11 protein-coding genes and 1 pseudogene are annotated in these 11,236 nt (G+C 62.4%); 4 read left to right on the top strand and 8 right to left on the bottom strand.

Annotation, left to right across the window (positions count from 1 at the left end):
• Positions 1 to 230, top strand: a pseudogene (locus PHX69_RS11585) (TetR/AcrR family transcriptional regulator); the annotation flags it as partial.
• Between the two features lie 73 nt (positions 231 to 303).
• On the opposite strand, the gene PHX69_RS11580 reads toward PHX69_RS11585, so the two are convergent.
• Both PHX69_RS11580 and PHX69_RS11575 read right to left on the bottom strand, forming a co-directional pair.
• A complete protein-coding gene (locus PHX69_RS11580) occupies positions 304 to 726 on the bottom strand; it encodes a universal stress protein (RefSeq protein WP_119012076.1) in 423 nt (140 codons plus the stop codon).
• 39 nt (positions 727 to 765) lie between these two features.
• Positions 766 to 1,611, bottom strand: a complete 846-nt coding sequence (locus tag PHX69_RS11575) for a metallophosphoesterase (RefSeq protein ID WP_288043835.1) — start codon at positions 1,609 to 1,611, stop codon at positions 766 to 768.
• A 294-nt stretch (positions 1,612 to 1,905) separates the two neighbouring features.
• Here PHX69_RS11575 and PHX69_RS11570 point away from each other — a divergent pair, with 294 nt between their 5' ends.
• On the top strand, positions 1,906 to 2,508 hold the full coding sequence (locus PHX69_RS11570; RefSeq protein WP_288043834.1) for a lipocalin family protein: 603 nt from the start codon (positions 1,906 to 1,908) through the stop codon (positions 2,506 to 2,508).
• Between the two features lie 151 nt (positions 2,509 to 2,659).
• Here the strand turns inward: PHX69_RS11570 and PHX69_RS11565 are convergent, their stop codons facing one another.
• The gene (locus tag PHX69_RS11565) at positions 2,660 to 4,534 is read right to left on the bottom strand and encodes a phosphoenolpyruvate carboxykinase (GTP) (protein ID WP_119012079.1); all 1,875 of its coding nucleotides are present in this window, start codon (positions 4,532 to 4,534) and stop codon (positions 2,660 to 2,662) included.
• Between PHX69_RS11565 and PHX69_RS11560 the strand changes: the two genes are divergently transcribed.
• On the top strand, positions 4,518 to 4,772 hold the full coding sequence (locus PHX69_RS11560; protein WP_132750360.1) for a hypothetical protein: 255 nt from the start codon (positions 4,518 to 4,520) through the stop codon (positions 4,770 to 4,772). The two genes, PHX69_RS11565 and PHX69_RS11560, sit on opposite strands and share 17 nt — an antisense overlap.
• A 2-nt stretch (positions 4,773 to 4,774) precedes the next feature.
• On the opposite strand, the gene queC is transcribed toward PHX69_RS11560, so the two are convergent.
• From queC to recQ, 5 genes are all read right to left on the bottom strand, one after another.
• Positions 4,775 to 5,500, bottom strand: a complete 726-nt coding sequence (gene queC, locus PHX69_RS11555) for a 7-cyano-7-deazaguanine synthase QueC (RefSeq protein WP_288043833.1) — start codon at positions 5,498 to 5,500, stop codon at positions 4,775 to 4,777.
• A gap of 119 nt (positions 5,501 to 5,619) precedes the next feature.
• A complete protein-coding gene (locus PHX69_RS11550) occupies positions 5,620 to 6,819 on the bottom strand; it encodes a threonine ammonia-lyase (RefSeq protein WP_288043832.1) in 1,200 nt (399 codons plus the stop codon).
• Between the two features lie 65 nt (positions 6,820 to 6,884).
• Positions 6,885 to 7,847, bottom strand: a complete 963-nt coding sequence (locus PHX69_RS11545) for a BsuBI/PstI family type II restriction endonuclease (RefSeq protein ID WP_288043831.1) — start codon at positions 7,845 to 7,847, stop codon at positions 6,885 to 6,887.
• Positions 7,848 to 7,865: 18 nt separating this feature from the next.
• Positions 7,866 to 8,882 carry a DNA cytosine methyltransferase gene (locus tag PHX69_RS11540; RefSeq protein WP_288043829.1) on the bottom strand — a complete coding sequence of 339 codons (1,017 nt, stop codon included), beginning with the start codon at positions 8,880 to 8,882 and terminating at the stop codon, positions 7,866 to 7,868.
• A gap of 26 nt (positions 8,883 to 8,908) precedes the next feature.
• On the bottom strand, positions 8,909 to 10,774 hold the full coding sequence (recQ, locus tag PHX69_RS11535) for a DNA helicase RecQ (RefSeq protein WP_288043828.1): 1,866 nt from the start codon (positions 10,772 to 10,774) through the stop codon (positions 8,909 to 8,911).
• 225 nt (positions 10,775 to 10,999) lie between these two features.
• Here recQ and PHX69_RS11530 point away from each other — a divergent pair, with 225 nt between their 5' ends.
• Entirely contained in the window at positions 11,000 to 11,236 is a 237-nt protein-coding gene (locus PHX69_RS11530; RefSeq protein WP_288043827.1) for an FmdB family zinc ribbon protein, read from the top strand.

Here is an 11,236-nt window from a genome sequence, read left to right as displayed (position 1 = left end):
ACCTTGAGGGGCTGGTGGCCGTGAGTGACCAGGTGGGCCAGTGGATCACCCAGGCCCAGGCCCAAGGGGTGCTCGACCCGTCGCTGCCCCCGCTGGTGGTGCTTTACACGCTGTACGCCCGCGCCTGCGACCCGGTAGTGGGGTTTCTGAAAGAAGGCGGGCAGCACTCAGACGAAGAAATCATTGCGCTGGTGCTGCGCACCTGTTTTCAGGGGCTGGCGGCACGCTGAATCGGCCAGAAAAAAGCCCTGCACACAGGCAGGGCGGCGCGGATGGGGCGCAAACAGAAAGGCAGCAGCGCGATCAGCGCACCACCAGCACAGGCACCCGGCTGTTGGCCAGCACCTGGGTGGTGATGGAGCCCAGCACCAAGGTAGCCAGCGCGCCGTGGCCGTGCGAGCCCATCACCAGCAGATCGTATTTGTCGGCTTCAGCGGCGGCGGCAATGGTTTCGCCCACATGGCCCACTTTGCTGATGGTCTGGAGCTGAATGCCTTTTTGCCCAAGGAAAGTGCGTACGGGCTCCAGCACCTTTTGGGCCTCTTCTTCGTAGTAGCTTTCTACCAGGCCCTTGTCCAGCGCGGCGCGGGCACGTGTGGGCAGGGGCAGTTGCACGTTGATAGCGGTGTAGTTGTGCATGGTGCCCAGCAGTTCTTCGTGGGCAGCCAGATAGGCCAGCATTTTTTTGGTGTAGGGGCTGCCGTCAACGGCCAACAGAATGTTCATGCTTTTCTCCGAAAATGAAAGGTCAAGGCGTGCCAAACATCATACGGTGACGCAGCACTGCGGCAAGAAGCTTTCCTGTTCGGCTTTACGGGCATAGCCCAGCGGATTGGCCACCACCCGGCACTGCCAGGGCGCGCCACCGGGGTGCGTGCCTTGCACGGTGTAGTCAATGGGTGTGTGCAGGTGGCCGTGCAGCCACAGCTGCGCATGCGCCAGCAAATCGTCCAGTGCATTGCAAAAACCCGCCGTGCCCGGCACCAGGCCGTAGCGCGGATCGGCACTGCGCAGGCTGGGGGCAAAGTGCGTCACGGCCACGGTGGGCCCGGCAAACGGCTGGGCCAGGGCCGCGCCCAGCCACTCCTGGCAAGTCAGCGCCTGGGTACGCAGGGCCTCGGCCAGAAATGGCTCTCCGCCGCGCGTGCCGCCGGTTTTGCGCAGGTAGAAATTGGCCGCCCGAAAGGCCTTGTCGCGCAGGCGCAGGCGCCGTGTGAGGTCGGTGCAGCGCTCGTGCTCGGCCAGCGCATCAAAGTCGCTCCACAGCGTGGTGCCGACAAAGCGCACCCCGTCCAGCACCAGCGTTTCGCGCTCCAGCCAGTGCAGGCCCAGGCGGTCGCAGGCGCGGCGCAGGCGCAGGTGGGCGGCATCAAAATCCTGGGCGTCGTACTCGTGGTTGCCCGGCACAAAAATGACCGGCGTGGGCCAGTCCGCAAACTGCGGCAGCGGAGAAAACCGCGCCAGACCAAAGTCCCCATCGGGCAGCAGCGAGCCGCTTTGGTACGAGCCGATGTCGCCCGCCAGCACCAGCACATCGGCGCCGGGGGCGGGTTCGGGGGCAAAGTGCGGGTGGACTTCGAGGTGCAGGTCAGAGAGCAGCTGGATTTTCATGGGGATGGGGTCAGGGCAAAACAGGGCGTGCGCAGGATTCTGCCTTTGCTGTGGCGCACCGGGCGGCCACACGGCATCGGGCCTGCTGGCTGCACCGCCTTGGCAGGCAAAGCGTCTGCGCCACGGGCCGCCATCCGGCCCACCCGCCCCACAGGGCAGCGCGCCGCTCTTGATCTGCTATAAATTGAATAGCTTATCGCGCTTGCTGCATAAGGGCTGGAGGCTGTTTTGGCTTCAAAATTGGCATCGGCTGGCTAGAATGGCTGCCAGCCACCCTACAGGCCGCTCCCGCCCATGTACCCCCCCCTCTCCTTCACCGCCCCGGCGCTGGCCGCACTGCTCGGTCTGGGCTGCCTCAGCGCCCTGGCCGCCGACACCGACGCCAGCAGCGCCGCATCTGTGCCCGCCCCATCCGCCAGCACCGGCGCCCTGCACCCCATCGCCACGCTCGATCTGCCGCGCTACATGGGCACCTGGTTTGAAATTGCCAAATACCCCAACTGGTTCCAGAAAAAATGCACTGGCGCCACACAAGCCCAATACAGGCTGCAGCCAGACGACACGGTGCAGGTCATCAACCGCTGCAGACTGCAAAACGGTGTCTTGAACGAAGCCATGGGCGTGGCCCGGCAATTGGGCGCAGCCACCTCCGCCCAATTGCAGGTGCGCTTTGCCCCGGCGTGGCTGGGCTGGCTGCCCGGGGTGTGGGGTGATTACTGGGTGATCGACCTGGACGCGCAATACCAACTGGTGGCCGTGAGCGAGCCGAAAAAAGAGTACCTGTGGATTCTGGCCAGAACGCCGCAGGTCGATGCCGCCGCCTACCAGGCCCTGCTGCAGCGGCTGGCGGGCATGGGCTTTGACCTGGGTCGGCTCGAAACCTCGCCGCAGGACTGACTGCGGCTGCGCCCCAAAGCGTCATGCGCCCTTGGCCCGGACGCATGGCCGCCGCCAGCCCCTCCCACCAGCACCTACAAAAAAGCCGCCCGGCAGCACAAGGCGGCAGAGCGGCTTTTTGTGGGCAGGCGCCAGCGGCGCGCGCGGTGGATTACAGGGCGGCAATACGCTGCTCAAGGGCAGCCTTGGTTTGCAGCAGCTCTTGCGGCAGGTGGTAAGCCAGCTGCTCGAAGTGGGCGCTGTGCAGTTGCAGCTCGTCGGCCCAGGCGGCCTTGTCGATGCTGGTGACGGTGCCAAACTGCGCTGCCGAGAAGTCCAGCCCCGTCCAGTTGATTTCGCTGTACTGCGGGGCAATGCCCAGCGCCGTGTCCTGGCCGCTGGTCTGGCCTTCGATGCGGTCAATCATCCACTTGAGCACGCGCATGTTCTCGCCGTAGCCGGGCCAGACAAACTTGCCATCTTCACCCTTGCGGAACCAGTTGACGCAGAAGATCTTGGGCAGCGAGTGGCCCGTGGCTTCGAGCTTGTGCTCCATGTCCAGCCAGTGCTGGAAGTAGTCGCTCATGTTGTAGCCGCAGAACGGCAGCATGGCGAACGGATCGCGGCGCACCACGCCCTGGGCGCCAAAGGCGGCAGCGGTGGTTTCAGAGCCCATGGTGGCGGCCATGTACACGCCTTCCATCCAGGTGCGCGCCTCAGTGACCAGCGGCACCGTGGTGGAGCGGCGGCCACCGAACATGAAGGCATCAATGGCCACACCGTTGGCATCGTCCCACTGCGCGTCCAGCGCCGGGTTGTTGGTGGCGGCCACGGTAAAGCGCGAGTTGGGGTGGGCAGCCTTGGCGCCGGTTTCTTTGGCAATCTGCGGCGTCCAGTCGCGGCCTTGCCAGTCGATCAGGTGCTCGGGCACGGCACCGGTGTCTTTTTCCATGCCTTCCCACCACACATCGCCATCGTCCGTGAGGGCCACGTTGGTGAAGATCACGTTCTTGTCCAGACTGCGCATGCAGTTGGGGTTGGTGTGCATGTTGGTGCCGGGGGCCACGCCAAAGTAACCGGCTTCGGGGTTGATGGCGTACATCTTGCCGTCGGCGTTGGGCTTGATCCAGGCGATGTCGTCACCGATGGTGGTGACCTTCCAGCCCGCAAAACCAGCCTCGGGCGGCACCAGCATCGAGAAGTTGGTCTTGCCGCAGGCGCTGGGGAAGGCGGCCGCGACGTGGTACTTCTTGCCCTCGGGATTGGTCACGCCCAGGATGAGCATGTGCTCGGCCAGCCAGCCCTGGTCACGGCCCATGGTGGAGGCGATGCGCAGCGCCAGGCACTTTTTACCCAACAGCGCGTTGCCACCATAGCCCGAGCCGTACGACCAGATTTCGCGCGTTTCGGGGTAGTGAACGATGTACTTGGTGCTGGGGTTGCAGGGCCAGCTGGTGGTGTCTTTTTCGCCAGCGGCCAGCGGGGCGCCCACGGTGTGCATGCAGGGCACAAATTCGCCTTCCACGCCCAGCACGTCGTACACGGCCTTGCCCATGCGGGTCATCAGCTTCTGGTTCACGGCCACGTAGGCGCTGTCGGTCAGCTCCACGCCGATGTGGGCGATGTGGCTGCCCAGCGGGCCCATGGAGAACGGCACCACGTACATGGTGCGGCCCTTCATGCAGCCGTCAAACAGCGGTTGCAGCGTGGCGCGCATGTCGGCGGGGGCCATCCAGTTGTTGGTCGGGCCGGCGTCTTCTTTCTTCTCGGAGCAGATGTAGGTGCGGTCTTCCACGCGGGCCACGTCGGATGGGTCAGACCAGGCCAGGAAGCTGCCGGGGCGCTTGGCGGGGTTGAGCTTTTTGAAGGTGCCTGCATCGACGAGCTGCTGGCACAGGCGGTCGTATTCTTCCTGCGAGCCGTCGCACCAGTAGATGCTATCGGGCTTGCACAGTGCAGCCATATCGGCAACCCAGGCGATCAGCTTGGCGTTCTTGACGTAGGCGGGGGCCTGAATATCCAGACCTTGCATGGAGGGGGCGTTCATCGGGGAGCTTCCTTCAATTAAAAAACCGGTTTTTCAAAGAAAACGCACCCTGGCGCGGGCTCAGGTGCGGTCTTTGAAAAAACGGCTTGGAACGCTATCGGCGGGCGGCAAGAGAATGAAGCTGCCCGCAGGCAAGGCAGCTTTACAAATGGCGCGGGTCGGCTGGGATGTCGATTTTATGAATCTGCCGCACTTTTGTCTGTCAGACAGTGGGCAAAAGTATGCAAACCGTGCATGAGGTTATGCGCCTGCAATCGGCTTCCCGGTGTCTGCGGCCCGCCAGCGCTCGTAGCCCACGCGGCGCAGTTCGCAGGCCGGGCAGGTGCCGCAGCCATAGCCCCAGGCGTGCAGCACGTCACGCACGCCCTCGTAGCAGGTGTGCGATTGCGCCACGATGGTGGCCACCAGCGCATCGCCACCGAGCTGCTGCGCCAGTGCCCAGGTTTGCGCCTTGTCCAGCCACATCAGCGGCGTCTCGAAGGTAAAGCGCTGGCCCATGCCCAGCGACACAGCCACCTGCAATGCCTTGATGGTGTCGTCACGGCAATCGGGGTAGCCAGAAAAGTCTGTCTCGCACATGCCGCCCACCAGCGTGTGCAGGCCGCGCCGGTAGCCCACCGCCGCCGCCAGTTGGAAAAACAGCAGGTTGCGCCCCGGCACAAAGGTGTTGGGCAGGCCCGCTGCCGTCATGGCGATGGCGGTGTCCCGCGTCAGGGCCGTGTCGCTGATCTGGCCCAGCACGGCCAAGTCCACCACATGGTCTTCACCCAACCGCTCGGCCCAATGCGGAAACTGCGCGCGCAGCGATTGCAGCACCTGCAGCCGCACACGCATCTCCACATCGTGGCGCTGGCCGTAGTCAAAGCCGATGGTTTCGACATGGGCAAAGTGCGTGAGTGCCCAGGCCAGGCAGGTGGTGGAGTCCTGGCCTCCAGAAAAAAGAACCAAAGCGTGTCCGGGGCGCATGGGGTATTCCTCGCAAGATAGATGTGAGCCCCGGCACGTACGGCCAGGGCGGTGATTGACAAAAGGGCCGGGGGGCCTGTGGGGCGCCGGGGCACTGCACTGTGCAGCGCTGGCCGCGCTCAGACCAGCACCGCCTCCAGCGCGGCGGCGCGCAGGTGCTCCAGCACCTCAGCCACATGGGCCTGGCTGCGCGTTTGCAGCACCAGCTCGATCTCGACGTTTTGCGCCGACAGCAGCGTAAAGGCCCGCTGGTGGTGGACTTCTTCGATGTTGGCCCCGGTATCGGCCACGGCGGCGGTGATGCGCGCCAGCGCACCGGGCACATCGCGCGCGCTGACGCGGACACGCGCCAGCCGGCCCGAGCGCACCATGCCGCGCTCGATGATGGCGGCCAGCAGCAGCGGGTCGATGTTGCCGCCGCACAGCACCAGGCCCACGCGCTTGCCGCGAAACCGCTCGGGGTAGCGCAAGAGCGCCGCCAGCGAGGCGGCACCGGCGCCCTCGACCAGGGTTTTCTCGATCTCCAGCAGCATCAGCACGGCCTGTTCGATATCGCCCTCGTCCACCAGCAGCAAATCGTCCACCAGGCGGCGGATGACCTCCTGCGTCAGCGTGCCCGGCGTGCCCACGGCAATGCCCTCGGCAATGGTCGAGGTGCCCTGCGGGTGGTGCGTGCCCAGAATGGTATTGACCATGGCCGGAAAGCGCGCCGCCTGCACGCCGATGATCTCGATGCCCGGCTGCAGCGCTTTGGCTGCCGTGGCCACGCCCGCCATCAGCCCGCCGCCGCCAATGGCCACCACCAGCGTGTCCAGATCGGGCACGGCGCGCAGCATCTCCAGCGCCAGCGTGCCCTGGCCTGCGGCCACGGCGGCATCGTCGTAGGGGTGAACAAAGGTCAGGCCCTGGGCATCGGCCAGGGCGTAGGCGTGCGCGCGGGCTTCTTCGAGGGTGTCGCCGTGCAGCACCACCTCGGCGCCAAAGCCGCGCGTGCGTTCGACCTTCACGCTGGGCGTAAAGCGCGGCATGACGATGACAGCGCGCAGCCCCAGGCGCTGCGCGTGGTAGGCCACGCCCTGGGCATGGTTGCCCGCGCTCATGGCCACCACGCCACGCGCGCGCTCCTCGGGCGTGAGCAGCGCCAGCTTGTTGCAGGCCCCGCGCTCCTTGAACGAGGCAGTGAACTGCAGGTTCTCGAACTTCAGAAAAATCTGCGCCCCCACGATCTGCGAGAGCGTTTTCGATTCGACGCAGGGCGTATCGAGCACCTGCCCTTGCAGACGCACAGCGGCGTCACGGATGTCTTGGAGAGAAATCATGCGCGCCATGGTAGTGCCGGGCAGCGCGGCGCGCTGCCCAAGCGCCCCAATGCACCGCACCCCGGCTATGGATGCGGCCCCAGAAATTTGTCGCCATTGAAATGGATCATGTGTTCCGGCGCATCAGCGATCCAAACCTCTGTTTCCCACGCAATATCTTTGGCGAATTTCCGATAGGTATCTCGATCGAGAAATGCCGTCACAAAAATCAGGCTAGCGGTGCATTCCGAAGCAGCGCTCAGCAAATCACTGCGTCGCAATTCGGTGATCGGGTTGGCGGTGGTGACAGCCTCAATCAAGTAAAGCCAATTTTTCTTTGCAGAATAAGCGACCACATCAGGAAGCTTGTCATGGGCCAACTCAAAAAAATTGATTTTTTTGAGTCCATTTTCATCAAGAAACAAATTTTTCTTTGCTGTATCCCCCACATACAGAACTTCAGCCCCATGACCGTAGATAGGCAAGAAAGATTCAATAATTTCTTTCTGCAAATCATTGTGCTTACCTGCACTGAACGTCAGTTTCACCTTGGAGTTGATCTGCACGGGCACGCGAGCCAAATCTCGCACTCTGCTGAGTCTGGAGGCCAATGTCGGTTGATCGCGATGGAATTCCTCTACCGCTTGCTGCCACCCCACATCCCCATATTTCCGAATGGCTTTTGCAGCGGCCGGATGGATGGCAAAACCGCGTGTTCCATCGTTGGTGTTGGCATTGGGGTTTTTTGCACTTTTCAAAACCACCAATGCCGCTACAGGCAGCGCCATGTCTTTCCGACGAATATCGTCGTAGGAGCCAGAAGAAATATTTTCTCCCCAATAGGAATTCATATGGGTGATGATTTGACGTGACAACAGCCGATGCTCATCGTTGTTGTCTTTTATTTCTGCCCATTTCATTCCTGGCTTCAGTCCGGCAACCGACATGAAAGCTTTGGCCATTCTCTCTTGGCGACGACTTGTCAAATCACTGGCTGGAACCCCCAGTGCTTGAAGAATAGCCAAAGCCTCAGCAACCATTTTTTGCATGTAAAACCTATTCCGTATCTATTCAGACAACAACGAAAGCTGCACTGGATTTTTTCTAGAATGAACAGCCACCGAATCTAGGCGATCCGTAGAGTCGATATAACTCCTAAACGACTGGGCGATTTCGTAGGCCATCAGTGGCGGTACCGCATTGCCAACCTGCTTATAGCAGCTGGATTCTTTGCCCTGAAATTCAAACCAATCAGGAAAACTTTGCAGCCTTGCACCCTCTCGTACCGTGAGCCGACGGCGACGACCGTCTGGCAAAACGACTCTGTGCATATCGCCTGTTGCACCGGCCAGATTGCGGCAAGTAACCGTCCGGGCGGGCCTGTCCAGATGCAAATCTCTGGGCGTAATACATTTGGATGCTTTTTCGTATTTGGCCACATACATATCCATACTCGGCGTCAGAAATTTTGACTCTGAGTCAACTAGATGAGCTATATCTCCCAGTGCATCTCCCGCTGTCACCTTATTTTTTTGCATCATAGGAAATTTAAAGCTTCCCCGATGGCCCACCACAATCATGCGCTCTCTATTCTGCGGAACACCATATTGAACTGCATGCAGCAGTTTATATTCAACAATATAGCCCATACCTTCAAGTTCTGAAATGATGGTTTCAAGATAATTCTTATTTTTATACATTAGTCCACGGACATTTTCAAACATCCAAATATCAGGCTTGGCCTGCTCAACCGCAGAAATGAATGCAGGAAAACCATCCCGCGCATCTCTAATTCCTTTTTGGTGTCCTCCGACACTGAATGGCTGACACGGCGGCCCCCCAATCACTACTTGCGCTCTGGGAAACTCATAACTTGAATCTATCTTTGCCTGAATGCAATCACCACTCAGGTTCTTCTTATAGGTAGCACAGCAATCGCTGTCCATTTCAAAACCAAGCGTCTCAAATCCTTGAGCCTCGAACCCCAAAGCAAGTCCACCACACCCCGCAAAAAGGTCGAGCACCAAGGGAGATCCACCTTGTTTTGGTTTTAACAAAGTATTTATTTTTTCTACGTAATTCATGGGATTTTTCAGGTCTGAATGCGGCCCTACCCCCCACACACCCGCAGCACATCGGCCCCATAGGCTTCGAGCTTTTTCGCGCCCATGCCGCTGATGCCCTGCAAATCGGCCAGCGTGCGCGGTTGCAGCTGGGCAATGGCCGCCAGCGTCGCGTCATGAAAAATCACATACGCGGGCAGGCCATGCTCACGCGCCACTTCGGCGCGCCAGGCTTTGAGGTTGATGAAGCGCACCTGCGCGTCCTGGCCCAGGTTGGCGGCGGCGGCAGGCAGCGTGCCGGCGGGGCTGCGGCGTTTGCGGTCGCGCCCGCTGGCGGCGGCGGTGGAGGCGCGCAGGCGCACCGGCACTTCGCCGCGCAGCACCGCGCGCGAGGCGTCGGTCAGGCACAGGGTGTCAAAGCCGTGGCCGCTCTCGAGCAGCACCTTGTGCAGCCCCACCGCGCCGGTGGCCAGCAGCTGGCGCAGCACGGCGCGCAGCTGCGGCTCGGTAAATTCGGCGCCAATGCCGAAGGTGGAGATTTTGTCGTGGCCAAACTGCTCGACCTTCTCGGTCTTCTTGCCGCGCAGCACGTCCATGATGTGGCCGGTGCCAAAGCCGATGCCGCTGCTCTGGTGGACGCGGTAAATGGTCGATAGCAGCTTGCGCGCGCAATCGGTGGCGTCCCACACCTCGGGCGGGTGCAGGCAGTTGTCGCAGTTGCCGCAGGGTTCGGACACCTCGCCAAAGTAGGCCAGCAGCCGCACGCGGCGGCAGTCGGTGGCCTCGGCCAGGCCCAGCAGGGCGTCCAGCTTGCCGCGCAGCCCCTGCTTGAATTCTTCGCCCGCCGGGCTCTCGTCGATCATGCGCCGCTGGTTCACCACGTCCTGCAAACCATAGGCCATCCAGGCATCGGCGGCCAGACCGTCGCGGCCCGCGCGGCCCGTTTCCTGGTAATAGCCTTCGATGTTTTTGGGCATGTCCACATGGCCGACAAAGCGCACGTCGGGTTTGTCTATGCCCATGCCAAAGGCGATGGTGGCCACCATGACGATGCCTTCTTCGCGCAAAAAGCGGTTCTGGTTTTGCTGGCGCACGTCGGCAGGCAGGCCAGCGTGGTAGGGCAGGGCGGCAATGCCCGCCTCCACCAGCGTGGCGGCCAGCTCCTCGACGCGCTTGCGCGATTGGCAATAGACCACACCCGCATCGCCCGCGTGTTCGCGCTCGATAAAGCGCAAGAGCTGCGTGGTGGCGTCTTTTTTCTCGACGATGGTGTAGCGGATGTTGGGCCGGTCAAAGCTGCTGATGAACAGCTGCGCTTCTTCCAGGCGCAGGCGCTCGATGATGTCGGCGCGCGTGAGCGCGTCGGCGGTGGCCGTGAGCGCAATGCGCGGCACCCCGGCGTAGCGCTCGTGCAGGATGGACAGCGCGCGGTACTCGGGCCGGAAGTCGTGCCCCCACTGGCTGACGCAGTGTGCCTCGTCGATGGCAAACAAGGAGAGGTGGCCTTGTTGGTACAAATCGTCCAGCAGCCCCAGAAAGCGCGGCGTGGTCAGCCGCTCGGGCGCGGCATACAGCAGCGTGATGGCGCCGGTTTGCAGGCGCAGCTCCACGTCCTGGGTCTGCTCCCAGTCGAGCGTGGAGTTGAGAAAGGCCGCATCCACCCCGGCCTCGTGCAGCGCGCCGACCTGGTCGTGCATGAGCGCGATCAGGGGCGAGACCACGATGGTCACGCCGCGCCCCTGCTGCTGGCGCACGATGGCGGGCACCTGGTAGCACAGCGATTTGCCCCCGCCCGTGGGCATGAGCACCAGCGCGTCGCCGCCAGCGATCACGTGGTCAACGATGGCCTCCTGCGGCCCGCGAAACGCGGGGTAGCCAAAAACGCCGTGGAGAACGGAAAGCGCAGCAGACACAGTGGACTCTTGTTTTGATAGCTGCCAGCGCACACCGGGCGGGCGCTGGAGGCCGATTGGACTGGTATTTTGACGGCAGCAGGCACAGCGCGCACCGCCAGGGCAGGGGCGTATTGTGGACTGGGCTGGCAGGCCACAGCCGCCGCTTTGCAACCGCGCCCCGCGCGCCGAAAATACCCACCCGGGGCGCCACGCCCCTTGATACAACCTTCTCTGACCTCTGCCATGCCCATCTACGAATACGCCTGCCACGACTGCGGTCACGCCTTTGAAGCCCTGGTGCGCTCCAGCACCGTGCCCGAATGCCCCGCCTGCCACTCGCAACACCTGGAAAAGCAGCTCTCGGTGTTTGCCACCAGCAGCAGCGAATCGGCCCAGTCAACACCCCTGCCACCCAGCAGCTGCGGCGCCTGCCCCAACGCCAACGGGCCGGGCGGCTGCGGGTTTGGCGGGATGCACTGA

The sequence above is a fragment of the Simplicispira sp. genome, assembly GCF_028687295.1.
Lineage (GTDB): Bacteria > Pseudomonadota > Gammaproteobacteria > Burkholderiales > Burkholderiaceae_C > Simplicispira > Simplicispira metamorpha.
Note: the sequence above shows the minus strand (reverse complement) of the source record. Positions and strands in the feature narration are given on the sequence as shown.

What these genes read in the sequence shown, in the direction of transcription:
- PHX69_RS11580 (WP_119012076.1), bottom strand. Translation starts at nt 726, where the DNA reads ATGAACATTCTGTTGGCCGTTGACGGCAGCCCCTACACCAAAAAAATG.
- PHX69_RS11575 (WP_288043835.1), bottom strand. Translation starts at nt 1,611, where the DNA reads ATGAAAATCCAGCTGCTCTCTGACCTGCACCTCGAAGTCCACCCGCAC.
- PHX69_RS11570 (WP_288043834.1), top strand. Translation starts at nt 1,906, where the DNA reads ATGTACCCCCCCCTCTCCTTCACCGCCCCGGCGCTGGCCGCACTGCTC.
- PHX69_RS11560 (WP_132750360.1), top strand. Translation starts at nt 4,518, where the DNA reads ATGGAGGGGGCGTTCATCGGGGAGCTTCCTTCAATTAAAAAACCGGTT.
- PHX69_RS11565 (WP_119012079.1), bottom strand. Translation starts at nt 4,534, where the DNA reads ATGAACGCCCCCTCCATGCAAGGTCTGGATATTCAGGCCCCCGCCTAC.
- queC (WP_288043833.1), bottom strand. Translation starts at nt 5,500, where the DNA reads ATGCGCCCCGGACACGCTTTGGTTCTTTTTTCTGGAGGCCAGGACTCC.
- PHX69_RS11550 (WP_288043832.1), bottom strand. Translation starts at nt 6,819, where the DNA reads ATGATTTCTCTCCAAGACATCCGTGACGCCGCTGTGCGTCTGCAAGGG.
- PHX69_RS11545 (WP_288043831.1), bottom strand. Translation starts at nt 7,847, where the DNA reads ATGCAAAAAATGGTTGCTGAGGCTTTGGCTATTCTTCAAGCACTGGGG.
- PHX69_RS11540 (WP_288043829.1), bottom strand. Translation starts at nt 8,882, where the DNA reads ATGAATTACGTAGAAAAAATAAATACTTTGTTAAAACCAAAACAAGGT.
- PHX69_RS11530 (WP_288043827.1), top strand. Translation starts at nt 11,000, where the DNA reads ATGCCCATCTACGAATACGCCTGCCACGACTGCGGTCACGCCTTTGAA.